Source organism: Streptomyces sp. NPDC040405, assembly GCF_055595765.1.
In genome coordinates this window covers 1-25182 of sequence record NZ_JBVIVI010000014.1, presented here as the reverse complement: position 1 = coordinate 25182, position 25182 = coordinate 1, and the positions used below count along the sequence as shown (strand labels likewise).

Here is a 25182-nt window from a genome sequence, read left to right as displayed (position 1 = left end):
TCTTCAACTGCGCGACATCTTCAACCGCGCAGGAGGGATACCGAATGCGCGAGTCCGGAGACCGCCTCTCGAATGGTGTCGATGTCCAATGCGAAGCTGGCCCGGAAATGGCCGGGGCAGCCATAGGCGTCACCCGTGATCACCACGACGCCGGAGGTATCCAGAATGTGCTCGGCGAGGTCGGCGTCGGAGGTGAGCGTCGTCCCCGAGGGGGTCACGGCGCCCGTCAGCGCGGACGCGTCGGTCCATACGTAGAAGCCGCCCCGGGGGACCGACGGGCGCAGCCCCTCGATCGCGTCGAGCCCGGACACGAGCAGGTCCCGGCGCTCGCGGTAGATCCGTACCGTACGGTCGATGAACTCCCGGCCGCCGTCGAGCGCCGCGGCCGCGGCCGCTTGGCTCACGGACGACGGGCACGACGAACTCTGCGACTGGAGCGTCCCGATCGCCGCGCACAGCGGCGCGGCCCCGGCGGCGTAGCCGATCCGCCAGCCGGTCATGGCGTACGCCTTGGACACGCCGTTGACCAGGAAGATGCGGTCCCGCAGGTCGGGGGCGACGGTCACGGCGCTGGGGACGGGGTCCGTGCCGAAGTTGATCTCGTCGTAGATTTCGTCGCACAGCAGCGAGACGTGCGGGTGGGCGCGCAGGACGTCGGCGATCTGCCGCAGTTCTTCCTCGCTGTAGACCGCGCCGGTGGGGTTGTTGGGCGTATTGAGCACGACCCATTTCGTCCGGTCGGTGAGGGCCGCGCGCAGCCCGCCCGGGGTGAGCTTGTACCCGTCCGCCGCCGTGGTGCCGACGACCACGGGACACCCGCCGTTGACCTTGACCATGTCCGGGTAGGAAACCCAGTACGGTGCCGGGACGATCACCTCGTCGCCCTCGTCGAGCGTGGCCACGAACGCCAGGAAGATGAGTTGCTTGGCGCCGCCGCCCAGGCAGATCTCGCCGGTGCCGTAGGACTGTCCGGTCTTGCGCCGCAGCCGGGAAATGATCGATTTCTGGAGAGCGGGCGTGCCGTTCGCCGAGGTGTATTTCGTCTCGCCGTCGCGAATTGCCGCGATCGCCGCGTCCTTCACATGGTCCGGCGTATCGAAATCGGGCTCGCCGATCGTCAGCGGAAGAACCTTGCGGCCCGCCGCCTGAAATGCGCGCACCCGGTCCGCGACGCGGGAACTGGGCGATTCCTTGACGCGCGACATCCGCTCGGCGAGTGCGGGGGTTCGCAGTACCTCGGGAAAGGTCATCCCTTTCCTCCTTCGATGGAGATCGGTGGTGCCAGGAGATGGGGTGTTGTCAGGTGAGTGCGGCGAAGGCGGTGCGCGCGCGGTGCGCGACCCGGTCCAGGAGCCGCCGCCGCTCCAGGTAGGCGGCGGTGGCGGCGGTGGCGCTGGTCCGGCGGAAACGGATCTCCTGTCCGGGCCTGAGCTGCGCCGCGACATCCAGGGCGCGCGAGGTGAGCACCGCGAGCACCGGGTAGCCCGCGGTGATCCCGCGGCCGCGCATCAGGACGAGCAGCTCATCGCCCGCGGGGGCCTCGACCGCCCCGACCGGCACGCCCCGCGACAGCACCTCCCCGGTGACGGTGCGCTGCGGCACATGCCCGGCCACGCGGAGGCCGACATGGTTGATCCGTGGGGTGACCGTGTACGGGGAGTCGAACAGCCGCTGGAGCCCGGCGCCGAACTCGGCGGCGTCGGGTCCCTCGATCACCTCCAGCACCGCGGGCACCCGGCCGATGTCGCGGGGGATGCCGAAGTCGAAGACCGTGGCCCCGAAACACCGGTTGACCAGCGGTGGATGGGAGCGGTGCAAGGTCAGGGACATCCCGGCCGTCACCGGGGTGCCGAACTCGATCATCGAGTCCGGGGCGCAGCTCCCCATCAGCAGCGGCACGTCGAACGATCCGTGCACGGCGACGTACGCGCGCAGTCCCGCGTCGGAGATGCCCACCCGCACCGTCTCCCCCGCCCGCACCGACAGCGGTGACCACGCGGGGTGCGGCAGGCCCTCGACGGCCGGTTCTGCGGGCGCGCCGGTGACGGCCATGAGGATGTCGTGGCTGGGCCGGAGCGTGACACCGAAACCGGTGGCCTCGATGAGCGGTGCGGCCGGCGCGTTGCCGACCAGGGCGTTCGCGGCGCGCGCGGCGAACTGGTCGAGCGCGCCGTTGACCGCGAGCCCGCGCGCGGGCCCGGAGGTGCGGCCGAGGTCGGTGACCACACACGCTGTCGCGGCCTCCACGTACAGCCCGGGGCGGTCAGTCATGGTTCCGGTACCGCATCGGGACGCCGAGCAGGGCGGCGTACGTGCCCTCGTCGACCGGGAAGAAGCGGACCCGGTCCCCGGGCCGGTAGGGCACGACGGCCCCCGCGGTCTCATCGGTCCTGTCCGTCCGCAGGATGGTCAGCGGCGTACGGCCGATCTGCCGCCAGCCGCTCGGCGCGGCGACGGGCCCGATCACCGCCTGACGTCCAGCGACGGAGATCGCACCCGGCGGCACCCGCAGCCGGGGCGTGGCGAGCCGGGGAATCGGGACCCCGAATTCCGGCCCGTCCGTCATGGCCGACGCGGCGGGCCCGCCCAGACAGCGGATGAGGTGCTCCTTCGCGCAGACGAGCCGGATGACCTCCGCGACCGACGCGCCGACCACCCCGGCGACCCATTCCAGGTCGGGGCCCGCGTCGCCGCCGAACAGCACCGGCACGTCGATGACCCCGGACGGCGGGACCGCGCTCCCCACGCCGGGGGCGGCGTCCCAGGAGCGGATGTACGACATGATCGCGTCGCCCGTGGTGTGGTACGGGTCGAACTCCACGAGCACCGCGTCGTACGTCGGCACGGCGGACACCGTGGGGTGGATCTCGCCACGGTTCAGCCACCCCGCGAGCCGGTGCACGGTCGCCCACAACTGGTCGGTGTCCTCGCCGTCGACGGTGACCCGCAGCGCGGCGTCGCCGCACGGCGATATGTCGATCTTGGCCGTCGTCCGCATGACCGTCCCGCCCCTTCGGTCATGCTGCCTGAGCGCGGGCATCCAGCACCTCGTCCAGCGGCGCCAGTGCGACTCCGGCATCCAGCAGTTCGCCTCGGATGCGCCGCGCGAGCTCCAGCGCCGCGGGGCCGTCGCCGTGCAGCTGGACGCAGTCCGTGCGGACCGGCAGGTCCGTGCCGTGCCGACTGGTGATCACCCCCTCGGTCACCATCCGGATGGTCCGGCGGGTGACCTCGTCCGGGTCGTGCAGCACGGCGCCGGGCTCGGACCGGGACACCAGGGTGCCGTCGTCCTCGTACGCCCGGTCCGCGATGCCCACCATGGCCATCCGAAGACCCCGCTCGCGCGCGACGGCCGCCATCTCGCCCTCCTGCATCAGGATCACGAGGGACGGGTCGAACGCCTCCACCGCGTCCGCCACCGCCTCGGCGTAGTCACGCCGGACGACCACGAGGTTGCCGAGGCGGCCATGCGGTGCCAGGTGATTGACGCGGGTGCCGTGTGCGCGGGTGAACGCGGACAGCGCCCCGATCTGGTACAGGACGTCGGTGCGCACCTCGTCCGGCGTCAGGTCCATCGCCCGGCGGCCGAAGCCCACCAGATCGGGAAAGCTCGGATGCGCGCCGACGCCGACGCCACGCTCCACGCAGGCGCGCACCGTCGTGTCCATCACCCGCGGGTCTCCCGCGTGGAATCCGCACGCGACGTTCGCCGAGGTGAGCAGATTCAGCAGCTCGGCGTCATTGCCCATGGTGTAGGACCCGAAACTCTCTCCGAGGTCGGCCACCAGATCGACGACAGCCACAGCGAGGCTCCTTTCCCGCAGGGGTCGGGACGACGTCCGAACGGTGTCGGACGCTCACACGAACCGGTCCGGCAAGGGACCGTGTTCCGCTGGACACTAGGTCCGGCGCGACCCGGGAAAGAAGGGCACATCACAAAGGCCCATGGCTGTAGTACGGATCCTGATGGCTCCGGATGGCATCCGGCTGCCCGGCATCCGGCGCGGTGCCCTTGGCGCTCACTCGGGAGTTCCGCCGTCCCCCGGCTCCCAGGACCGTGGCGATGACGGAGGCACCGGCGACCGCGGCGATGCCGAGCCACTGCGGCCAGGCGAGCCGCTGGTCGAGGATGAGGAGTCCGAACAGGGCACCGGCGGCGGGCTCCAGGCTCGTCAGCACACCGAACACACGCGGCGGGATCCGGCGCAGCGCCTCCAGGTTGACGAGTACGGCAGCACGCTGGATGCCACCGCCACCACGGCCGCCACCCACAGCACATGGGGGTCCAGGACGGCGCTCCCGGCGCGGGCGACGCCGTACGGGGTGCTCAGCAGCGCCGCCCACAGCACCGCCAGCGCCAGGCCCTGGCCGCCGCTGAGGCGTCGCGCCATGTGGGAGGAGACCAGGATGTAGCCGCCCCAACAGCCCGCCGCCACCGCGGCCAGGGCCAGGCCACCCGGGTCGAGGGGGACGCCGCCCCCGCCGAGCAGGAGGACACCGGTGGCCGCCAGGCATGCGGGCAGGAGGTCGGCCGCTCGTCGCGATCCGGCCAGGGCGATGGCGAAGGGGCCGAGGAATTCGATCGTGGCCACGGCTCCCAGCGGGATGTGGTTCACCGCCTCGTAGAACGCGAGGTGATGCCCCGCCAACAGGGCCCCGGCGGCGATCACCGTCCCCCACTCGCCCTTCACCGAGTTCAGCGCCTGCCGCCGTGGGCGCCACACCAGGCACAGGAGCACACCCGCGATCAGCAGCCGGAGGAACACCACGCCCGGCGCGCCCACTTGCGGGTATATCCGGGGTGAGAAGGCCGCGCGAACTGGATGCCGCACACACCGCCCAGCACGAGCGCGGGAGCGGGTATGTTCCCCGCGACCCTGGTGAAGCCCCGGGTCACGCTGCCGTCAGTCATTCTCGGCCCACACTTCTCTCGCCTTGCGCACGTCGGTCGTCTTGCGCACGTCGGTCGCCGTCGCGTTCAACCGGCCATCCGCAGCAGCAACTTGCCTGTGGAGGTGCGCCCGCCCATCAGCCGGTGGGCCCCGGCCGCCTCCGGCAGCGGGAACTCCGCGGTGACCGGCAGGGTCACGGTGCCGTCGGTGGCCCTACGGAGGGCGCGTTCGGTCAGTGCGCGCAGCGCCTCGGGCGCCGTCTGTGCGAGGGCCAGGATGGAGAAGCCCGCGACCGAACGGCCCCGCGCGGCCAGGTCCGCCTGCCCCGCGTGCCACGGCTCGGCCCCGCTCGCGTTGCCGAAGGACACCAGCCGTCCGAAGACGGCCAGCGCGTCGAGGCCGCGACGCAGGGTGTCACCGCCGACCGGGTCGAGGACCAGGTCGACGCCCCTGCCGTCGGTGGCGCGGTGGACGTCGTCGGGGAAGGTGTCCGTGGTGAACACCTCGTCGTAGCCGTGCTCCAGAGCGTGCCGGGCCTTGGCCGTGGAGGAGACCACGCCGTACACGGCACCGGCACCCGCCGCCCGGGCCAGCTGTCCGGCCACCGTGCCGATGCCTCCGGCGGCGCCGTGCACCAGCACGCTCTCCCCGGCGCGCAGCCGCCCCACCTCGTGGAGCAGCGCGTGCGCGGTGGGCAGCACGGTGGGGAGCGTGGCCGCGGTCCGCAGGTCCAGGCCCTCGGGGAGCGGAAAGACGGTGGCGGCCTCGGCGGCCACCACCTCCGCGTACGCGCCGCCGCCGACGAGCGCGGCGACGTCCTGCCCCGGGCGCAGCCCGTCGACACCGGGTCCGACGGCCCGGACGCGCCCGGAGACCTCCAGGCCGGGGACGTAGGGCAGCGACGCCACCCGGTACCCCTCGGCCCGCGCCTTGAGGTCCGCGAAGTTCACGCCCGCGTAGGCGACGTCGATGGTCACCTGGCCCGGCCCCGGCTCGGGAGGTTCGGCCTCCACGACCTTCAGCACCTCGGGGCCGCCGTACTCCTGGAACGCGACCGTACGCATACGGAACACACACCTTTCCGGTCAGTGTTCAATGGAAAGCGAACACTGGAACTGTAAGATATTCATCGAACACCGGGCAAGGTGAGGAGGGTCGGCGGCACCGGAAGGTGCGTCAGCCGGCGGCCGCCACGGGGTCGCGGTCCGTTCCGGCCGCCGCCTTCGGGCCGTCGCCCACGGGCCTCTCGCCGGGGGCGGGCTCGCCCTCGGGTTCGGAGGCGTACGGAATCTCGCCACGCAGGACGGCCCTGGCACGCTCCTCGTCGAGCTGCCCCTCCCATTTGGCCACCGCCAGGGTGGCGACGCCGTTGCCGACCAGGCTGGTCAGGGCGCGGGCCTCGGACATGAAGCGGTCGATGCCGAAGATGAGCGCCAGGGCGGCGACGGGCACGTGCGGAACGGCGCTGAGGGTGGCGGCCAGGGCGACGAAGCCGGAACCGGTGACCCCGGCGGCGCCCTTGGAGGTGAGCAGCATGACGGCGAGCATGGACAGCTGCTGGGTGAGGCTGAGGTCGATACCGAGGGCCTGGGCGAGGAAGACCGAGCCCATGGTCAGGTAGATGGCGGTGCCGTCGAGATTGAAGGAGTACCCGGCGGGCAGCGTGATGCCGACCACCGGCTTGGAGGCGCCCACGTGTTGGAGCTTGCCCATCATGCGCGGCAGCACCGGCTCGGTGGACGAGGTGCCCAGGACGATCAGCAGCTCTTCCCTGATGTAGCGGAGGAAGGGCAGCAGGCGCAGGCCGTTGACGCGCATGACCGTGCCCAGGACCACCAGGACGAAGAACAGCGCGGTGAGCCAGAAGGAGCCGACCAGCAGGAAGAGGTGGCGCAGGGTGCCCAGGCCGTAGTTGCCGATGGTGAAGGCCATGGAACCGAAGGCCCCGGCCGGGGCCAGCCGCATGATCCAGCGGATGAGCGTGAACAGCACCTTGGACAGCTTCTCGATGCCCTGGGCGATCCCGAGGCCCGCCTCGCCGCTCGCGTGCAGGCCGAAGCCGAACAGCACCGAGATCACCAGCACCGGCAGGATCTCGTGGCCGGTCAGCGCGCTGAGCAGGGTGTCCGGGATCATGGCGAGGACGAAGGCGGCGAAACTCTCGTGGGTCGCGGTCGCCTCCGGCGGCAGGCCCTCGGCGGAGAGGGTGGAGGGGTCGACGTGCAGTCCGCTGCCGGGCTGGACGAGGTTGACGACGACCAGGCCGATCACCATGGCGACGGTGGTCAGCACCTCGAAGTAGAGCAGCGCCTTGAGGCTGACCCGGCCGACGGCGCGCGCGTTGCCCATGGAGGCGATGCCGTGGACGACGGTGCAGAAGATGATCGGCGCGATCATCATGCGCACCAGCGCGATGAAGCCGTCGCCGAGCGGCTTCAGATCGGCTCCGAAGGAGGGCCACAGCCAGCCGACGGCAGCCCCGGCGAGGACGCCGATCAGGCATTGGACGTAGAGCAGGGACAGCAGCCGGCGGATGCGGCGCGGTGGAGCGGTGACGGTACCCGGGGCGGCATCGTTGCGGCTCATGCGGGGCGTCCTTCCAGGACGGGAACGAGAAGTTCGGCTCGGGCGATGCGTCGGGCGGCGCGGTGCAGCAGCACCGTGGGGGACGCGCCGTCCGGCGCGGGGACGGCTTGGGCGGTGATGACACCTGCCGGGGTGCCCAGGCGCAGCGTGCCGTCGGCGGTCTGCCGGGCGACGCGGTGGGCGAGGGTGCCGGGGATGGCGGCCGCGGTGGCCAGCGCGACGGCCGAGGTGAGGCCGATCGCCGGGTGGGGTGCGTGCATGGAGACCATGCGTACGGCCAGGTCGTACTCGTCCTGACCGACGAAGGTGCCCTGGGTGGTGCGGTACGCGGCGGACCGGGCGACGACGCCGACCTTCGGCACGGCGTGGCTGACCGGGTCGCCCTCCTCGGCCAGGCCCATGGTCAGGGCGGCCTCGCGGCGCAGCGCGGTGAGCGCGGGCACCGCGGCGGCGAACGCGGTGAGGGATTCGGTGCCGTCGAGGCCGAATGCCTTGGCCTCGAAGAGCGCGGCCGGGGCTCCGGCGTCGACCAGGGACACCTCGACCGGGCCCGTCGGCCCGGTCAGGGTGCCCAGGGCGCGGCCGGTCGGCAGAGCGCGGCCCGTGCTCGTACCCGCGGGGTCCTCGAAGCCGAGCAGCACCGGCACACCGAGCGCGGTGGTGCCCGGCACCGCCGCCGCGCCCTCGTCGGGGGCGGTGTTGCCCGGGGTGGGGATGGTGCCGGTGAGGCGGGCTCCGGTGTTGACGTTGAGCATCCGCACCGTGGTGGCGTCCGAGGTGATCGGCACCAGGTGGTTGTGGACGGCGTACAGGGCGACGGCGGTGGCGCAGTTGCCGCAGTTGCTGGCCCACTCCACGCGCTCGTCACCGATGCCGACCTGTGCGAAGGCGTACTCGACATCGACGCCCGGCTCGGCCGACGTCCGGACGATCGCGGCTTTGGAGGTGGTGGAGGAGGCGCCGCCGACACCGTCGATCTGGCGGGGGTCGGCAGCGTTGTAGGCGGCGAGCAACAGGGTGTCGGCGTCCACGCCGGTCGCCGCCACCTCGTGGTGGTCGAAGATCCAGCACTTGCTGGTTCCTCCGCGGATCATCTCGCCCTGCAGACGCAGCACAACAGACTCCTCGTGAAAACCCGACGGCTTTTCCGTGCGGGGTGTGATCCACGGTGGGCGCAGAGAGCGTGAAGTACAATCTCGGAAATCTGCACGGGTATTAAGTTGTGGTTAATGCTGGAGGTGGCGCGGTGCTCGACGTGCGGCGCATTCTGCTCTTCACCGAGGTCGCCCGCCGTGGCTCGGTCACCGCCACCGCGCGGGCCCTCAACTACACGCCGTCCGCGGTGTCCCAGCAGGTCAGCCGCCTGGAGGCGGAGGCCGGGCAACCGCTGCTGGAGCGCCATGCCCGGGGCGTCACGCTCACCGACGCGGGACGCGCGCTCGCGATGCGCGGGGAGCGGATCGAGCGGGAGCTGACGGCCGCGGAGAACGAGCTCGCCGACTTCGCGGGCCTCCGCGCGGGCACCCTCCGCATCGGCACCTTCCCCACCGTCGGCGCCTCCCTCCTCCCCCGGGCCGTCATCGCCTTCCGGGAAGCACACCCCGACGTACGGCTGAACGTGCGCAGCGCGCGCATCGCGGGCCTGTGGGCGATGCTGGAGAACCGAGAGGTCGAGATGTCCCTGATGTGGGACTACGACTGGAACCGTATCGACCGCGAGGACATCGTCGTCACCTCACTCGTCGACGACCCCCCGGCCCTCCTCGTCAGCAAGGACCACCCCCTCGCCGACCGCCCCTTGGCCGCCCTCGCCGACTTCGCGAACGACCCCTGGATCACCCGCGCCGACCACCACCCGGTGGCCGAGGCCCTCGCCCGCAGTTGCCACACGGCCGGTTTCGAGCCGCAGATCGCCTACGAGGCCCACGACTACCAGGAGGCCCAGGCCATGGTCGCCGCCGGTATCGGCGTCGCCCTCGCCCCCACCCTGGCACTGGAAGGCATCCGCGGCGGCGTCAGCGTCCTGCCACTGCGACCCCCCGCCCCGGTACGCCGCATCCTCCTCGTACGCATGGCCGACCACGCCCTCACCCCCGCCGCCCATGCCTTCGCGGGCTTCCTGCGCGACAGCGCGGCGGCCAGCCTGCGCGTGACGCCGCCCTGACGGGCCAACTGCTCCGCGCCGGGTCGGGGACATCGCACCCGACGCCCCGTCCAAGTTGGCGTTACCGGACCGACGATGGGGCTCAGCGCTTACGCCACGCCCCGACGGACGCTTTGACGTAGTCGGTGAAGTCCCGCGGCTGTCGGCCGAGCGCGCGCCGCACTCCGTCGGAAAGGCTGCTGTCCATCCCGCGCCGGATCGGGAGTGTCCCGCGCCGCGCTCGCCCGCCGCTTCACCGCACAGGTCGGCGAACCACCGATGACCTACCTCGCCTCTTGGCGCGTCGACCTGTCGGCCGACCTGCTGCGCGAGACGGACGCCACGGTCGGCTCGATCGCCCGGAAGGTCGGCTACGCCAACACCTTCGCACTGAGCGTCGTCTTCAAACGGCTCCGCGGCATCACTCCGACCGAGCACCGCGCCGCGGCACCGGCCTCGAGGCCGTAGGCGGACTCCCTCGACCAACACGCTCATCAAAGAAAACTTAGATGAGAGCAATACCTCTTGTGGTCAGGCCGCAGCCTTGTTACGTTCCCGCCCATGACGAACAGGCAACTGGACTCCCCCGCCGGCGTCGGTAACCGCCTGCGGCGCCGCAGGCGGGCCCTCCGGTTAACGCTCAAGGACGTGGCCGACCGGACCGGGCTCACCGAGGGGCATCTCTCCCAGGTCGAGCGCGACCAGGTCAACGCGAGTGTGCGCACCCTGCAGCGGCTGTGCGAGGTGCTCAAGCTCAGCGTCGGCGACCTCTTCGACCAGGGTGGATCCGTGGCCAGCCCGGTTCTGCGGTTCCGCGACACCCATGGCATGTCCTTCGGCGAGGGCGCCACGAAGATCAAGCTCACCCCGGGGGCCTTCGACCATCTGGAAGTGCTCCTCGGCCACTTCTCGCCGGGTGGCTCGACCGGGGTGGAGCCCTACACCCACGGCAGCTCCGAAGAACTGCTCCTAGTGCTGTCCGGCGAGGTGGAGGTGTGGGTCCGCGAGCAGTCCCACAGGCTCTCCGCCTTCGACTCGATCCACTACCTCAGCAGCGAGCCCCACCGGGTCGTCGAGGTAACGGGCACGGAGGAGGCCCGGGTGCTGTGGGCGATCGCGCCGCCCACGTACTGAATCTCCGCACCACCGGAACACCGCTGGCCGCCCACCGTTGGAGGCACCCATGACCGCGTATCGAAACGGCGAGATATCGCACTGGATGGCGGCCTCCCGTACCGCGGACGGGGCGACCGCCGACCTGCCGCGGCGTCAGCACCGGGCCGCGGGCCTGCCCGAGGAGGAACAGGACCTCGTCATCGTCGGCGGCGGTCTGACCGGGCTCTGGGCCGCCTATCTCGCCGCCGTGGACTCCCCGACCGCGAAGATCACCGTCCTGGAGGCCGAAGAGGTCGGCTACGGCGCCTCCGGGCGCAACGGCGGCTGGCTCTCCCCGCTCATCCCGGGCAACCGGGCGGTGTACGCCAAGGCCGCTCGCGGGCGGGGGCAGGACGGGGCCGCCGCGATCGCCTCCTTCCAGCGGGAGATGAACGGGGCCATCGACGACACCCTCCGCATCCTCGAGGAGGAGGGCATCGAGGCGGACCAGCACCGGGGCGGGCACTTGCGCGTGGCCACCACTCCGGCCGCCATGAAGCGCCTCGAACTCACCCACGCCGCGGACCTCGCGGCCGGATACCGCGCGGAGGACATCGCACTCCTCGACGCCGAGGCCGTCCGGAAGCGGATCGCCATCCGCCCCGCGCTGGGCGGCATGCTCACCCGCACCACCGCGCGGGTCGACCCCGCCAAGCTCGTCCACGGCCTGGCGGCGGTGGCGGAGGCCAAGGGCGTACGTATTCTCGAAGGCACCCGCGCCACGCGCATCGCGCCCGGCGCCGTGACCACCGGGCGCGGAACCGTACGTGCCAAGACCATCCTGACCTGCCTGGAGGCGTACTCCGGACGGGTCGAGGGCGACGCCCGCGGCCTCGGCAGCCGTGACATCATCCCCGTGAACTCCTCGATGGTCGTGACCAACCAGCTCCCCGCCAGCGTCTGGGAGCGGATCGGCTGGCAGGACCGGGAATGCCTGGGCGACGCCGCGCACACCTTCGTCTACGCACAGCGCACCGCCGACGACCGCATCGCCATCGGCGGCCGCGGCACGCCGTACGCCTTCGACTCCGGTACTCCGGGCCGGGGCGCCGTGGACGCCCGTACGGTCCGTACCCTGCGGGAACGCCTCCACATGTTCTTCCCCGACGTGCGGTTCACCATCGAGCACGCGTGGCGGGGCGCCATCGGCGTGACCCGCGACTGGTGCGCCGGGATCACCTTCGACCCCGCCACCGGGATCGGGGTCGCGCGCGGTTTCGCCGGACACGAGGTGACCGCCACCCATCTCGCCGCGCGGACCCTGCTGGACCGGGCGGCCGGGCGCGACACCGCGCCGACCCGATTGCCCTGGAACGACCACGACTCCGGCCGCTGGGAGCCCGAACCGCTGCGCTGGATCGGCGTCCACGCCATGTACCGGCTCTTCGGCTTCGCCGACCGGTGGGAGGAGAGCCGGCACTCCCAGGACACCTCCCTCATCGCCCGTTTCGGCTCGCGACTGGCAGGACTCAGCGAATGAAGAACGCACCGCACCACACCACCACCACAGTCGACCGCGAGACCGGCGGGGCACCGGCCGAAGTGTCCGAACCCTCCTTCCGGCGCTCCCTGGTGAGCATGGCCTTCACCGAACTGTGGGAGCGCTACTCCTTCTACGGCCTCCAGGGAATCCTCTCGTTCTACCTGCTCTACGCGCTCCATGACGGCGGCCTGGCCCTGGCCCCGGCCGTCGCGACGGGCATCGTCGGCGCCTACGGCGGCGCCGTCTACCTCTCCCAGATCCTCGGCGCCTGGCTGGGCGACCGGCTCATCAGCCCGCAGAACATGGTGCTGTACGGCGCCGTCGTCATCACCGTCGGGCACCTGGTGCTCGCCTTCGCACCCGGCCTGACCGGACTCGCCGTCGGCCTGGTGTGCATCGTCCTCGGCACCGGCGCGCTGAAGACGAACATCACCTCGATCGTCGGCTTCGTCCTGGACCAGCACCAGGACGAGCGCTACCGGGACGCCGGGTTCTCGTACTTCTACATGGCCATCAACATCGGTGCCGTGGTCGGCCCGCTCACCACCGGGCTCGCCCAGAACGAGCTGGGCTTCCACTACGGATTCGGTCTGGCGGCGGCCGGCATGGGCGCGGCGCTCGTCCAGTACATCGTCTCGATGAAGAAGCTCCCCGAGCACGCCCGGACCGTCAACAACCCCCTCCCCGCGAGCCGCCGTCCACTTCTCGCCCTGGCAGCCCTCGCCTCCCTCGCGGCCCTCGGTGGCGCCGTCGCCACGGGCCTGCTGCGGGCGGAGAACCTGTCCACCGTGGTGACGATCGCCGCGCTGGTGGCCGCCGCCGTCTACTTCCTCACCATGACCACATCGTCGGCGGTCAGCCGCGACGAGCGGCGGCGCATCCTCGGCTACCTTCCCCTCTTCCTGGCGTCCGGGGTGTACTTCGGCTTCCTGTTCCAGAAGTTCACGGCGATCTCGGTCCTCATCACCGAACGCATCGACCTCCACATCGGCGGCTGGACCTTTCCGGTCGCCTGGGTCACGACCGTCAGCCCGCTGGCGGCCGTCCTCATCACCCCGCTCATCGCCAGGATGTGGAAGACCCTGGGGGACCGCCAGCCCGGCCCGGTGGTCAAGGTCGCCATCGGGCTGATCCAGATCGGCTGCGCGTATCTGTTCCTGCTCATCATCTCCGAGGCCACCGGGAACGCCGAGATCCCCTTGGCCCTCGTCCTGTTGTTCATGATGATGGCGGGCTCTTCGGAGGTCTTCGTCGGCCCGATCGGGCTGTCCCTGGCCACGCGCATCGGTCCCGAGACGTTCCGGTCCCAGATGGTCGGGCTCAACTTCCTCACCCTCGCCCTGGGTTCCTCCCTCGCGGGCCTGCTGGGGCAGCTATTCACCGCGATCGACAACGCCTCGTACTTCACCGTCACCGCCGTGTGCGGCATCGGCATCGGCCTGGCCCTGCTCGCCACGCGCCGCCCGGTGGGTCGTTTGCTGCGGGCGGGCCTGGAGCGCTGATCCGGCTTTCAGGCGATCACACGGCCGCGCGGCGCTGCGCCGCGCGGCCGTCCCGTCGAGGAGCAAGATTGTTCGCCCCTGGCGTTATGGCGGCGCTGCCCTTAAGCGGCGATGTTCGCGGCGGCGAGGACAGCGACGTGTAGTCCGGCCCGCGGATCGAGAACCATGTCGGGCAGGACGCGGGAAGAAGACCGGCTGGCGCTCCTGCATCACCGCAACCAAAATCGGCCAAATGCGGGGCAGGGCCCCCAGGTACGGACCCCGCCCAGTGGGGCTGCGGCTGCTGGTCCGCACGACATCGACGACCGGGCCCCGGGCGAAGGCGTTCGCCATCCGCTGGCATCAGTTGACCGCTCTGCCCGCCCTCACCTGACGACCAGACCACGGACCCGACCACACAAGGCAGGAAGGCTCACGCGTCAGGCTGATCAACCGCTGGTCGCAAATGTCTTAATTGCACCTGGATGGCCAGCGCACCCAAAGGCAAGATGTTGCTTGCGTAATCGATCGATCACAGGGAATCATGGGGGAGCCGCGTGAACCTCACGAAAAAGGTGACCGCCGTTGTCGCGCTCACGCTGTCGAGTGTGGTCATGGTCTTGCCGGCCGCGTATGCGTGGGAGTCGAATAACCATAAATGGAACGAGGGAGGGGAAACCCGCAGGTTCGATTACGTGAGCGGCACGGACGGTGGGATAATCAACTTATCAGGCTGCCGCACGAACTCGTCCTCCGGTTTCAAGTCGGCCTCGATCGTCATGTACAAGGTGAGGAACTTTCAACCCGACCCGAGGATGACATCGTGGAAGAATGAGTGCAACACCGACGCCATCACAGGTGAATACGGGAAGGACGTCTACTACTACAAGCTGGCGAAGCTTGACTACGGCGATCTTCTCACTATCAAGAAGCTCACCATCGAATAGGGAAAGCGGGGGCGATGATCACGATTTGATCCCGCCCTCAATTGCACATCTGCGGAGCCTGAAAAATCGTGTCTTTCGTCTTTGAGCGGTGCACATATAGGTACGCAAAAGCGGTGCCGGTGCTCGAATCCATCAGCCTGAGCCTCAATGAGGCGAACACTGTTCTTCTCGGTCCGAACGGGGCCGGGAAGTCGACCCTGATGAAGATCGCCGCATCGGCTCTACTGCCGCAACGTGGCCTGATCCGGCTCGGGCGGCTCGATTCTCGACGCCCTCGGGATCGAAGGTCTTGGCGTCGACGGGTCGGCTGGCTTCCGCAACGGGTCACGCCTATTCCTGGGCTGCGCGTCCAAGAGCAGGTGGCTTACGCTGGCTGGCTCAAGGGCATGGGGCGAGGTGAGGCGTGGGATGCCTCACTGCATGCCCTCGGTAAAGTCGATATGGCAGATCTGAAAGAAAAAAGAAACAGCGCCCTTTCAGGCGGCCAATTGAGGCGCCTCGGTATCGCCCAGGCGCTTGTGCACGATGCGACGGTATTGATTATGGATGAGCCGACTGCGGGCTTGGATCCCGTTCAGCGGCGCACCTTCCACGATATTGTCGGCGAATTATCGGGCAAGGTGCGATTCCTGACTGCCACACACGACATCGGAGACCTCGGCGACCTCTACGCGGACGTGGCGGTAATGGAAGAAGGTCGAATCCTCTTCCATGGGGCCGCCGCTGATTTTCTTCGGCGGGCACCCGAAGCGACCGAACCTCAGCACCAGGCCGAAGCCGCGTATCGACAGTTCATTACGGCGGAGGTTTGAACGTGCCGTGGATTAGGCGCTTGCGCATCTCGTCGGCCAGCCGGATCGTGATTTTCCTTTACCCCCTCCTCTGTTGGTACGCCCTCTCCGCAAGAGACATAAATACCAAGGGCTACTGGGTAGCCAGTGCAGGGATGGCCACGCTGTTGTTGAATTTTGCCGCTCCGGCATGCGCCATCTCTGGCGCTTGGGAAGGAAGTCGGTACAGGCGGGGAGCGCTGTCCGATACGGCTCCCGTGAGATCCGCGCTGCGAGTGGCCTCGGAGGCATTGACTCCGATTTTCACCGCCGGGCTACTGGGCATGCTGGCAGGGCTCGCGTTGTTGGCGCCGGAAAACGGGTGGCACGATGGCCCTCCCTTCGCGGTCGTTATCGTTTGGGCATGTGTTCTTGCCGCGCATACATGTGGTGGATACCTTCTGGGAAGGACACTCCCCACTGGCCTGGCGCTCGCGCTTGCTGGAGCGGTCAGCTGGGTTGTCAACGCTTATCCGCCCGCTTTGTATCCCTATTGGATTCGGCACTTGACGGGTGGCGGATTTCAGTCGTGCTGCGATCTCCAATCCGTCATCGAGCCGAAGACTGTAATGAGTCCGATCGTCTTGTCCGCCGGTGTGGTACTCGCGACCATGATGCTGGTTCACTTCGGTCGTCGGCTGCTGGCCCTCGTCGTTGCTCTGGGCGTATTGCTAGCCGCTCTTGCCGGGGCGGTCACCTTGGTGGACGGGCTGGGGAGCATGCCCGACACGCCTCGTGCAAGCGGGCAGCTGAAGTGCGCAGGCGTAAATCCGCAGGTTTGCCTGTGGCCGGAACAAGAGGCGCAACGCCAGGAAATCGAGCGACAGCTCCATCATGGTTATCAGAAACTACGGCCGCTGGGAGTCGGGCTCCCAGCGGCCGTCGGTGTCGTCCAGAGCCGAAAGGGAGTGGCATACCTACCGTTGGGTGGTGTCAATATGACTCCTGATGCCATCAATCTGACGCTGGCGCGCACTCTGGTGGCGGTGAACCCCCCGGCTTGTACTCAGGAACCGAACGCAGAATACCCCGGCGCCGTCGCACGCTTGCCTCTGCAGACGTGGATGGCTCTGAGCGCAGGCGTGAACCCCGATGGGGAAGTGGCTCGGGCTTGGAATCCTGATGTCCGGCAACTGGCCGAGCAGGTAAGGAGCCTTCCGCTATCTGACCAGCGTAAATGGTTCAAGCGCAACTGGGACAGCATCAACAGCTGCAATATAGAGCCGTTGCTCTGAAGCAGCTCTGTCTCAATCCCAAGGGCAAGGTTTATTCATGAATTGGTGGTGCCGGGTTCACGCATTCCCGGCTTTTGCCGCATGTCTTACCATCTGTCTTTCATGGGGAGTGCTCGGGCAGGATCGGGGCATATACCTGCCAAGTACCCTCGACCAATTGATGGTGGAGATCCCTACAAGATTCCTCATCCCCATGATTCCGGCCGTTTGCTGGCTGTATGGGGAAGAACGAGCCGAGAACTCCGGCGAAGAACTTACCGTGCGGCCACTCTGGCTTATCAAAACGACCGTGCTGTGCGGAGCCGTGGTCGCGTCAGTTGTGGTGTCCCTTGTGCAGTGGTCGCTGCTTGCCGAGTCTTACTCTCTGGGCATCACACGCAATTTGGCTGGCTACCTCGGAGTTGGCGTGATCTTGCGATTCTTTGCAGGCCCTCGGGTCGCGAGTCTCATCGTCGCGGTCTTACCATTTTCCTTCGCGATGCTCGGTGTGGGTGCGTCCGGTCCCGTTTGGTGGGCATGGCCATTAGCCGAATCCGGGTCCTGGCCATCGTGGGGAATCGCCGGAATCCTGTTCTTGACCGGGATCGCGGCGATGCGACGCGAAGTCATAACTGCCTCCAGCACAAGGCCCGGATGGGCTCGGTAGGGACCGTCAGCCGCTCCCACTTACAACGGCTAACACAATGAGGTGGGTCTGCCCTGACCGCCGTGTCCGGGGCGGTAGTTGAGCGTTCGGCTCCGTGTGGGGACGTCGCCGTGGAACGTGTCGGATGAGCTGTGGGACCGCCTGGAGCCGCTGCTGCCGCAGCGTGAGCGCAGGTTTCGATACCCCGGCCGCAAGCCGCTGCCGTCCCGCCGGTCCGCGGCCGCATCGGCCGTCCCCGCCGCAGGCCCGACTCGCTCTTCGCCGACCGCTGCTATGACCACGACCGCTACCGCGACCAGGTCCGCACCCGCGGCATCGTCCCGGCCATCGCCCGCCGCGACACCAGGCACGACACCGGCCTGGGAACCTACCGGCGGGTGGTCGAGCGGACTTTCGCGTGGCTGCGGTTTCCGCCGTCTGCGGATCCGCTGGGAACGCAGAGCCGACATCCACGAAGCGTTCCTCAAACTCGCCTGCTGCCTCATCACCCACCGACAACTCGGCTCTCTGTGTTGTTGCAGCGTGAGCCAGCGCACCAGGCAAGGGTGGCTCTCACAGTACCTGTCTCACCAGGGTCTCCCAGACGTCCAGGACGCCTGTCAACCTGTTTGAGTCGGCTCCCGGTTACACAGAGGAGAAGTAATCGATCCACGGGAGGCGCGCACGGCGGCCGCAGCTTTACCCCCCATCAGTTCAATTCAGCTGCACCGGACGCGCGACCGTATCAGCACATGCTTCCACGACAGAAGGGACGAAGACCAATGGCGGACAACCAGTTCACCACTCACGCAGATCTTTTCGATCTGAGTGGGAAGTACGCACTTGTCACTGGCGGCACCAGGGGCATTGGGATGATGATAGCGCGCGGCCTTCTGCAGGCGGGCGCCCGCGTCATTATCAGCTCACGCAAGGCAGACACGTGCGCGGAGGCACAGCATCTGCTGTCCGAATTCGGCGACGTTCAAGCATTCCCCGCCGACCTGTCCAGGTACGACGAGTGTCAGCGCCTCGCTGATCTTGTCAAGGTCGACTCGGAACGCCTGGACATCCTCGTCAACAACGCGGGAGCGATGTGGCGCGAGCCGCTAGAGACGTTCCCGGACGAGGCCTGGGACGCAGTGATCGACATCAACCTCAAGTCGCCGTTCTGGCTGGTGCAGGCGCTGCTCCCCGCACTTCGCAGGGCGGGCACCGCCGATGATCCCGCGCGGATCATTAACATCGGCAGTATCGCCGCCATCCACGTCGCCGATTCGCCCAACTACTCGTACGCCAGCAGCAAAGCGGCACTCCATCAACTCACCAGAGTGCTCGCCAGAGAACTGGGCCCACAGCACGTCACGGTGAACGCGGTAGCCCCAGGACCGTTCCCGTCGCAGATGATGGCGTCCACGCTCGATGCCATCGGCGACACGATCGTGGCGAAGGCCCCTCTGCGCCGGCTCGGCCGCGACGACGACATGGCAGGTATCGCCGTGTTCCTCGCTAGCCGGGCCGGAGCTTACCTCACGGGCACTGTCATCCCGATCGACGGCGGCATCGCCACGACCGCATCAGGTACCTAGGCGTCGGCGCGAGGCTTTGCCAGCGGCCGACGGGCCCCGTGAACACCTCCAAGTCGGGTCTCAACGCAGTCGTCGGGGTACCCGCAGTACCTCACTTGGTCCGGACGGGATGCAGCGGCTGCTGCGTCGCGCGGACTGGGACATCGCCGGTGTCCGCGACGACGTCCGGGCCCATGTGGTCGAGCGGCTCGGTGACCCGGGCGGGGTGCTGATCGTCGACGACACCGGCTTCCTCAAGAAGGGCAACGGGTCGGCGGGTGTGCAGCGCCGGTACTCCGGCACGGCCGGTCGGGTGGAGAACTGCCAGATCGGCACGTTCCTGGCCTACCGCTCAGCTCCCGGTCACGCGCTGATCGACCGGGAGCTCTACCTACCGAAGTCGTGGACCGACGACCGCGGCCGGGACGAGGTCATCGCCGAGCTCCCGGCGCGGTCGTGGCGGCGGCTCTCGGTGGGTGCGGGCTCCCATGGCCCGTGGGAGTACGCCTGGGCCCGGGTCCCGATCCTCATCTGCTGGGCGCCGGGCCGGGGCACTGGCTGCTCGCCCGACGGTCCACCTCGAGCGGCGAGATCGCCTACTACTTGGCCGCGACGACGACATGGCGGGCATCGCCGTGTTCCTCGCCAGTCGGGCCGGGGCCTGCCTGACAGGCGCCACTATCCCGGTCGACGGTGGCATTGCAACGACTGCTTCGGGTATCTAGGTGTCGACGCGGGCCTTTTCCTGCTACGACGCTGGGCGCATTCCGCGTGTAAGGGGGTGCGTAGCCATCGGGGTACCAGCAGAACCTCCCTTCGCCTGCGGACAGGGCCTATGGTGAAGGGGTGGCCACGATCGATCTGCGCACTGAAATCAAGGAATTCCTGAGCTCGCGTCGCGCGCGGATCGCGCCCGAGCGGGCCGGACTGCCCGCCTACGGCGGCAACCGCCGGGTCAAAGGTCTGCGTCGCGAAGAGGTAGCTCTACTAGCAGGGGTATCGGTCGACTACTACGTGCGTATGGAGCGCGGCAGCCTCACCGGCGCCTCCGACGGGGTGCTCGACGCGTTGGCCTCTGCCTTGCAACTTGACGAAGCCGAGCGCGATCACCTATTCCACCTTGCGCGGCAGTCCAGGGCGCCCAGCGGTCCACGCCGCCGGCGACCCGCCGTGACGGTGCGTCCGGCGCTTCAGCAGGTGCTCGACGCCATCACCGATGCGCCGGCTTGGATTTGCAACGGCCGTTATGACGTCCTGGCCATGAATCAACTTGCCCGCGCGCTGTATTCACCGGTGCTGGCCGACACGCGACGGCCGGCGAACACCGCGCGGTTCGTGTATCTGGATCCCGAAGCGGCAAAAACGTTCTTCGTCGACTATGACCGAATCGCCTGCGATGTGGCCGCGAAGCTACGCATGGAAGCCGGCCGCAATCCGCACGACGAGGAGCTGATCGCCCTAGTCGGTGAATTGTCAACACGCAGTGAACTATTTCGGCAGCGGTGGGCATCTCAGGACGTTCGGCTCCACCGGTCCGGGCGCAAGCGTGTGCACCATCCGGTAGTGGGCCAGCTCGACCTGGACGTCGAGTCGATGGAGATGCCTGCCGAACCCGGCCTGCTCCTGAACGTCTACACCGCGCCCGCTGGCACGGCGACCGCGGACGGTCTAGCCCTGTTGGTGTCGTGGGCGGCTAGCCAGGAGAGGCTAGCGACCGAGATTCAAGTACTCAGCTGATATTCCAACCTTTTCAGTCCGCCCGACAACGCCTAACAAAAAGAGCCGAGTTGTCGGTGGGTGATGAGGCAGCAGGCGAGTTTGAGGAACGCTTCGTGGATGTCGGCTCTGCGTTCCCAACGGATCCGCAGACGGCGGAAACCGTGCAGCCAGGCGAAAGTCCGCTCGACCACCCGTCGGAGCCAAGACCGGACGAAGCCCGGACGTGGTGCTGGGCGACCGCGGCTACGACCACGACCAGTACCGCCGCCCCTCGAGCGCGCGTTCGCTCACCTGCACTGGTTCCGCCGCCTGCGCAGCGCAGCGCCCGGACACTCACCCCTGCCTTCTCGGCAACCTCACCGATGCGTACCGGTCCCCCTCTGTCGGGCGGTCAGCCCGACTTGCACCTGACGTCAACGTCAGGTTCTAGCGTGGTGGGCGTCGGCACTCGCCGAACATTCACCCCACTGATCTCACGAACGGCCGGTTCAGGCCGCGCGGAAAGGCAGAACGTCATGCGCGCAGTCCGTTATCACGAGTACGGCGGTGTGGAGACCCTCGTGGTCGAGCAGGTGCCGGACCCGCATCCCGGGCCCGGCGAGATCCGCGTCCGCGTCGCGGCGGCCAGCGTCAATCCCATCGACTGGAAGGTGCGTTCCGGCGCGGTGCACGAGGTGCTCCCCGTGGACCTGCCCGCGATTCCTGGGCGTGACGCCGTCGGCGTGGTCGACGAGACCGGTGAGGGCGTGCAGGGCGTGAGCATCGGCGACCGTGTCTTCGGGCTGGGCGGCGTCACCGGCGCGACGGCGGAGCTGGCCGTGCTCTCCGCCTGGGCCCACGCGCCCGCCACGTGGACCGACGAGGAGGGCGCCGGCGCCGGTCTGGGATCCGTGACCGCGATGGGCGGGCTGAAGGCGCTCGGTCCCCTGCGGGGGCGCACCCTGCTCGTCGAGGGCGCCGCCGGAGGCGTGGGCAGTGCCGCGGTCGAGATCGCGGTGGCTCAGGGCGCCACCGTGATCGGGACGGCCAGCGAGCGCAACCACGAGTTCCTCACCTCTCTCGGAGCCGTTCCCACCACCTACGGCACCGGCCTCGCCGAACGCCTCGCCGCCCTGGCTCCGGACGGTGTCGACATCGCGCTCGACACTGCGGCCTCCGGGTCCCTGGCCGATCTCATCGCGATCGTGGGCGACCCTGCCCGCGTGTCGACGATCGCCGACTACGCCAACGCGCAACGCCTGGGTGTGCATCTGGCCAACGCGGAGAACGACTCCACGCTCCTTGCCGAAGCGGGCGAACTCGGCCGGCAAGGCCGCTACACACCGCGCATCGAGCGGACCTACCCGCTCGAACGGATCGCGGAAGCGCACGCATATGCCGAGCGCGGACACACGCGGGGGAAGATTGTGGTCTGCATCTGAGCTTCTCCCATCGTTGGTGCCGGGGCTGGCTACGGTCCGGTCGTGCCGGTGGAGTTTCCGACTGATGAGCAGGCTGAGGCGTACGGGAAGTTCGCCGAGGAGCCGACCCGCCCCGAGCTGGAGCGGTACTTCTTCCTGGACGACGTCGACCGGGATCCGATCGCGCTGCGGCGTTCGACGCACCACCAACTGGGCTTGGGTTTCGCGCTCCAGACGTGCACGGTGCGCTACATCGGCAGGTTCCTCCCGGACGACCCGCTCGATCCCCCGTGGCCGGTGGTCGAGCACTTGGCCGCGCAGCTCGGCATCGAGGACCGGGAGTGGTCGCGGCGGTTCCGCACGTTCCTGCACGGGCGGGCCACGCGGTGGCCTGGCCGCGCCGCAACCGCGACTGCTGCCCGGGGTGAGCATGCTGGCCCAGCAGGTGTCGGAAGTCCGCAGGGTCGCGGACAAGCGGCTGCACGTCACCGTCGCGGGAGCCGCCCGCCGCGCCGACGCGGACGACGGGCACGGCGTTCGCCCGTGCAGGAACGACGACGCCGAAACCGGTGGCCACGTGTGACACGGCGCCGCCCATGCGGCAGCAGGCCGACACCGGCCACTTGCGGTGACTCATCAGCGTGCGGGTGTGCTCAGCCTCGTAGACATACCGGGGCGTACACGGTGGCTTCCGAGAGACCGCCGCGGCAACTTCCTGGTGCCGATATGCCTGTGATGGGGCGCGACGATCAAGAGGAGGAGCCTGGGACGACAGCGGCTATCGCACGCCCCGGAGCTCGACGGTACTGACGTTCCGATCAGCCCCGGGGTGTGCTGAGGGTCAGGCCGCGGCGTGCGCCAGGGCCTCCGTCTCGCGAGCGCTTTCCCGGTCGCAGCTCTCCAGCGCGTCGATCAACGACGCCCTGGCTCGCGCCACGCGCGAACGTACGGTGCCAATGGGGCATCCGGCCACGGTGGCGGCTTCCGCGTATGGCAGACCGAGCACGCTCGTCAGGTAGAACGCTTCGCGTCGCTCATCCGGAAGCGCGGCCAGCAACTCGCTCAGGGCCACGCCCTCCTCGAAGCCCGGCAGCCCATACGGCTGGGCCAGCTCGACGGCGGACTGCCAGTCAGCGGTGGCGGACAGCCGGGGGCGGGCCGCAGCGGTCCGGATGCGGTCCGCCACGACGCGGCGGGCGATGGTCAGCAGCCAGGTGCGGGCCGAGGAACGGCCTTCGAAGCGGGGCAGGCTGCGCAGGACGCGGAGATAGGTCTCCTGTGTGAGGTCGTCCGCGGCCTGCGGATCGGCGCTGAGGTACGCGACGAATCGCCGTACGTCCTGGCGGGTCGCGCGGACGAACTGGTCGACCGCTTCGGCGTCGCCGTCGCGCGCGGCCAGGGCCAGCCGGGTGGTCAGGTCGTCGTCGTATGGCTTGGAGGGGCGTCCTGAGCAGCCTGCTCCGGTCCGGAGGGGCGGCAGGGCAGGGGTCATCACCTGAGGTCCTTTGTTGAATCCGGGCAGCCTTCCGGCAGCCCGGTGACAGGGAACGGCGACCGCGCTCGCGGCGCGGAGCGGGGCGGGGCACAGTGCCGCGCCCGCGCGGCCGTCTCGGGACTCGACACCGGTACATGCGGGTCGCGCACCCACATGCGGGTGCGTCGCTACGTATGACGAGGTCGGTGGCGTCAGCTGTCAGGCGACAGCGGTCCCGTGGGGCGGTCCCCGGGTGGTGATGGCGTGGACGAGGAGGCGCGAGCGCAGGCGATGCGCGCAGACGCGGCGATCGGCGCGGATCCGGGGCCGGTGTGGTGGCTCGGCGGTGCGGATCAGCAGCAGGAGCGGTGCGAACAGCCGGGCCGCCAGCGTCCGGCCGATCCGGAAGGCGGCGCGTTCGCCGTACGCGAGCCACAGCCCGCACACCAGCGCGGCCACGAGGTGGGCCGCGAGCATCCCGTACCCACTGTGACCGGCCATGTGGGAGGTCACAGTCGAGTGGGACATGTCCATCGAGTGCGTCCCGCCCATATGCCCTGTTCCCACCGTGGAACCCATGGCGGGCGCCCCTGGAGGTGGGTGGGCCAGATGGTGGCCGAGACCCGCGGAGCGCACCATGTGCTCGGCGTCCGCAGGGGATAGTGCCGCCGTCCGGCCAGGACCACACAGCAACTCCTTCGCCCACTGCTGAGCGAAGGAGCCCCCGCCGGACGCGGACGCCGCAGCCGAGGACTGGCCGAGCGAGAAGAGGGAGTGCAGCGCGATCTGGGCGGCGACGGTGACGGTGGTGACGAAGACGCGTCCGCGCTCACGCGCGGCGCAGAGCCAGCCGACGGCCCCGGTGGCGGCGAGCGCGGCGGTCAGGGACCACCACGGGACGCCGGTGCCGGACATCATGGCGTGCCCGAGGGCTGCGAGGGGCACGCAGACAGCCGCGAACACCGCAGCCCGTACCGCTCGAAGATCGCGCCCTGTGTCCATGACCGCCCATCTTCGCATTCGGAGTCCGGCCCGGCCGGAGCGCGGCCCGCCCGAGTACCAGCACCATGGACACGACGTTCGCCGACACCGCGAGCACGCCGATCGCGGCCGCCCCCACCCAGGCGAGCGGGTGGACGACCACGGCCACGGTCAGCAACGCGGCGGCAGCGGCCGACGACAGCCCGAGACATTGCGCGCCGAACAGCGCCGGATACGACGGACGCCATGCCGCACCCGAGCAGCAAGGAAAAGGCTGCCAGCCGCCTCACGACCGGACTGTGCGCCGACGCCGCACCGGGGCCCGCACCACGTGGCCAGACCGCGTCCGGCGGCAGCACCGCGGCGGCCCACACACCGGCCGGCGGCGCGATCGCCGCCGCAGTCCACACCGCGCCACGCCAGCCGATCCCGGCCGCCAGCAACGACAGCGGCAGCCCGGCCGCGAAATCACCTTGTTCGTCGCCGGATTGGCCAACGCCTGCGGCACCCCGCCCAGCGCGACCGTGGCGAGCAGCGCCCCCGCTCCGGTAGCTGCCACGATCAACGCCAGCTAGTAGGACTCCGTTAGGTCTGTCTGTTGGTCCTGTTTGGGGGAATGCTGAAGGTGTGGATGCACATGAAGTGAACCGGGCTCGGGTGAAGTTG

23 protein-coding genes and 5 pseudogenes are annotated in these 25182 nt (G+C 69.2%); 16 read left to right on the top strand and 12 right to left on the bottom strand.

The window, feature by feature from the left end; all coding sequences use genetic code 11:
• Positions 1-20 precede the first annotated feature (20 nt).
• The 9 genes from ACZ59A_RS38020 to ACZ59A_RS37980 form a co-directional block, all read right to left on the bottom strand.
• Complete coding sequence (locus ACZ59A_RS38020) at positions 21-1250, bottom strand: aminotransferase class I/II-fold pyridoxal phosphate-dependent enzyme (RefSeq protein WP_470968575.1); 1230 nt, start codon at positions 1248-1250, stop codon at positions 21-23.
• 49 nt (positions 1251-1299) lie between these two features.
• Complete coding sequence (locus ACZ59A_RS38015; protein ID WP_470968572.1) at positions 1300-2271, bottom strand: 5-oxoprolinase subunit C family protein; 972 nt, start codon at positions 2269-2271, stop codon at positions 1300-1302.
• Complete coding sequence (locus ACZ59A_RS38010) at positions 2264-2998, bottom strand: 5-oxoprolinase subunit B family protein (RefSeq protein WP_470968569.1); 735 nt, start codon at positions 2996-2998, stop codon at positions 2264-2266. Before ACZ59A_RS38010 ends, ACZ59A_RS38015 begins: the two co-directional genes overlap by 8 nt.
• A gap of 19 nt (positions 2999-3017) precedes the next feature.
• On the bottom strand, positions 3018-3803 hold the full coding sequence (locus tag ACZ59A_RS38005; protein WP_470968566.1) for a LamB/YcsF family protein: 786 nt from the start codon (positions 3801-3803) through the stop codon (positions 3018-3020).
• Positions 3804-3933: 130 nt separating this feature from the next.
• The gene (locus tag ACZ59A_RS38000; protein WP_470968564.1) at positions 3934-4179 is read right to left on the bottom strand and encodes a hypothetical protein; all 246 of its coding nucleotides are present in this window, start codon (positions 4177-4179) and stop codon (positions 3934-3936) included.
• Positions 4173-4784, bottom strand: coding sequence for an EamA family transporter (locus ACZ59A_RS37995; RefSeq protein ID WP_470968561.1), 612 nt, complete (start codon positions 4782-4784; stop codon positions 4173-4175). Before ACZ59A_RS37995 ends, ACZ59A_RS38000 begins: the two co-directional genes overlap by 7 nt.
• A 194-nt stretch (positions 4785-4978) precedes the next feature.
• On the bottom strand, positions 4979-5956 hold the full coding sequence (locus tag ACZ59A_RS37990) for a quinone oxidoreductase family protein (protein ID WP_470968558.1): 978 nt from the start codon (positions 5954-5956) through the stop codon (positions 4979-4981).
• 112 nt (positions 5957-6068) lie between these two features.
• Entirely contained in the window at positions 6069-7478 is a 1410-nt protein-coding gene (gene dctA / locus ACZ59A_RS37985; protein WP_470968556.1) for a C4-dicarboxylate transporter DctA, read from the bottom strand.
• Entirely contained in the window at positions 7475-8593 is a 1119-nt protein-coding gene (locus ACZ59A_RS37980; RefSeq protein ID WP_470968553.1) for a PrpF domain-containing protein, read from the bottom strand. Before ACZ59A_RS37980 ends, dctA begins: the two co-directional genes overlap by 4 nt.
• 131 nt (positions 8594-8724) lie before the next feature.
• On the opposite strand from ACZ59A_RS37980, the gene ACZ59A_RS37975 reads away from it, so the two are divergent.
• The 13 genes and pseudogenes from ACZ59A_RS37975 (at position 8725) to ACZ59A_RS37915 (ending at position 20679) form a co-directional block, all read left to right on the top strand.
• On the top strand, positions 8725-9642 hold the full coding sequence (locus ACZ59A_RS37975) for a LysR family transcriptional regulator (protein WP_470968551.1): 918 nt from the start codon (positions 8725-8727) through the stop codon (positions 9640-9642).
• A 192-nt stretch (positions 9643-9834) separates the two neighbouring features.
• A pseudogene (locus ACZ59A_RS37970) lies at positions 9835-10089 on the top strand (helix-turn-helix transcriptional regulator); the annotation flags it as partial.
• Between the two features lie 93 nt (positions 10090-10182).
• Positions 10183-10755 (top strand): XRE family transcriptional regulator, encoded by a 573-nt coding sequence (locus ACZ59A_RS37965; RefSeq protein WP_470968548.1) that lies wholly within the window; start codon positions 10183-10185, stop codon positions 10753-10755.
• 49 nt (positions 10756-10804) lie between these two features.
• Positions 10805-12256 (top strand): NAD(P)/FAD-dependent oxidoreductase, encoded by a 1452-nt coding sequence (locus tag ACZ59A_RS37960; protein WP_470968545.1) that lies wholly within the window; start codon positions 10805-10807, stop codon positions 12254-12256.
• A complete protein-coding gene (locus tag ACZ59A_RS37955) occupies positions 12253-13761 on the top strand; it encodes a peptide MFS transporter (protein WP_470968543.1) in 1509 nt (502 codons plus the stop codon). Before ACZ59A_RS37960 ends, ACZ59A_RS37955 begins: the two co-directional genes overlap by 4 nt.
• A 232-nt stretch (positions 13762-13993) precedes the next feature.
• Positions 13994-14134, top strand: coding sequence for a hypothetical protein (locus ACZ59A_RS37950; protein ID WP_470968540.1), 141 nt, complete (start codon positions 13994-13996; stop codon positions 14132-14134).
• Between the two features lie 163 nt (positions 14135-14297).
• A complete protein-coding gene (locus ACZ59A_RS37945; protein ID WP_470968538.1) occupies positions 14298-14687 on the top strand; it encodes a hypothetical protein in 390 nt (129 codons plus the stop codon).
• Positions 14688-14800: 113 nt separating this feature from the next.
• Positions 14801-15499 (top strand): ATP-binding cassette domain-containing protein, encoded by a 699-nt coding sequence (locus tag ACZ59A_RS37940; protein ID WP_468055371.1) that lies wholly within the window; start codon positions 14801-14803, stop codon positions 15497-15499.
• 236 nt (positions 15500-15735) lie between these two features.
• Complete coding sequence (locus tag ACZ59A_RS37935; protein WP_470968536.1) at positions 15736-16752, top strand: DUF7224 domain-containing protein; 1017 nt, start codon at positions 15736-15738, stop codon at positions 16750-16752.
• Positions 16753-17586: 834 nt separating this feature from the next.
• Positions 17587-17884 (top strand): annotated as a pseudogene (locus ACZ59A_RS37930) (transposase); the annotation flags it as partial.
• Between the two features lie 275 nt (positions 17885-18159).
• Complete coding sequence (locus ACZ59A_RS37925) at positions 18160-18963, top strand: SDR family oxidoreductase (RefSeq protein ID WP_470968535.1); 804 nt, start codon at positions 18160-18162, stop codon at positions 18961-18963.
• Positions 18914-19684: pseudogene (locus ACZ59A_RS37920) on the top strand (transposase); the annotation flags it as partial. The gene ACZ59A_RS37925 and the pseudogene ACZ59A_RS37920, both read left to right, overlap by 50 nt.
• Before the next feature lie 104 nt (positions 19685-19788).
• Positions 19789-20679 carry a helix-turn-helix transcriptional regulator gene (locus tag ACZ59A_RS37915; protein ID WP_470968532.1) on the top strand — a complete coding sequence of 297 codons (891 nt, stop codon included), beginning with the start codon at positions 19789-19791 and terminating at the stop codon, positions 20677-20679.
• Positions 20680-20711: 32 nt separating this feature from the next.
• On the opposite strand, the pseudogene ACZ59A_RS37910 reads toward ACZ59A_RS37915, so the two are convergent.
• Positions 20712-20885, bottom strand: a pseudogene (locus tag ACZ59A_RS37910) (transposase); the annotation flags it as partial.
• Positions 20886-21176: 291 nt separating this feature from the next.
• Here ACZ59A_RS37910 and ACZ59A_RS37905 point away from each other — a divergent pair.
• Positions 21177-22082, top strand: a complete 906-nt coding sequence (locus ACZ59A_RS37905; protein ID WP_470968529.1) for an NADP-dependent oxidoreductase — start codon at positions 21177-21179, stop codon at positions 22080-22082.
• 42 nt (positions 22083-22124) lie between these two features.
• Positions 22125-22578, top strand: a pseudogene (locus ACZ59A_RS37900) (DUF4158 domain-containing protein); the annotation flags it as partial.
• Positions 22579-22902: 324 nt separating this feature from the next.
• On the opposite strand, the gene ACZ59A_RS37895 reads toward ACZ59A_RS37900, so the two are convergent.
• Together ACZ59A_RS37895 and ACZ59A_RS37890 are read right to left on the bottom strand one after the other, a co-directional pair.
• Complete coding sequence (locus tag ACZ59A_RS37895) at positions 22903-23553, bottom strand: sigma-70 family RNA polymerase sigma factor (RefSeq protein ID WP_468055362.1); 651 nt, start codon at positions 23551-23553, stop codon at positions 22903-22905.
• 201 nt (positions 23554-23754) lie between these two features.
• On the bottom strand, positions 23755-24480 hold the full coding sequence (locus ACZ59A_RS37890; RefSeq protein WP_470968526.1) for a hypothetical protein: 726 nt from the start codon (positions 24478-24480) through the stop codon (positions 23755-23757).
• A 122-nt stretch (positions 24481-24602) separates the two neighbouring features.
• On the opposite strand from ACZ59A_RS37890, the gene ACZ59A_RS37885 reads away from it, so the two are divergent.
• Entirely contained in the window at positions 24603-25091 is a 489-nt protein-coding gene (locus ACZ59A_RS37885; protein ID WP_470968523.1) for a hypothetical protein, read from the top strand.
• The last annotated feature ends 91 nt before the right edge of the window (positions 25092-25182 follow it).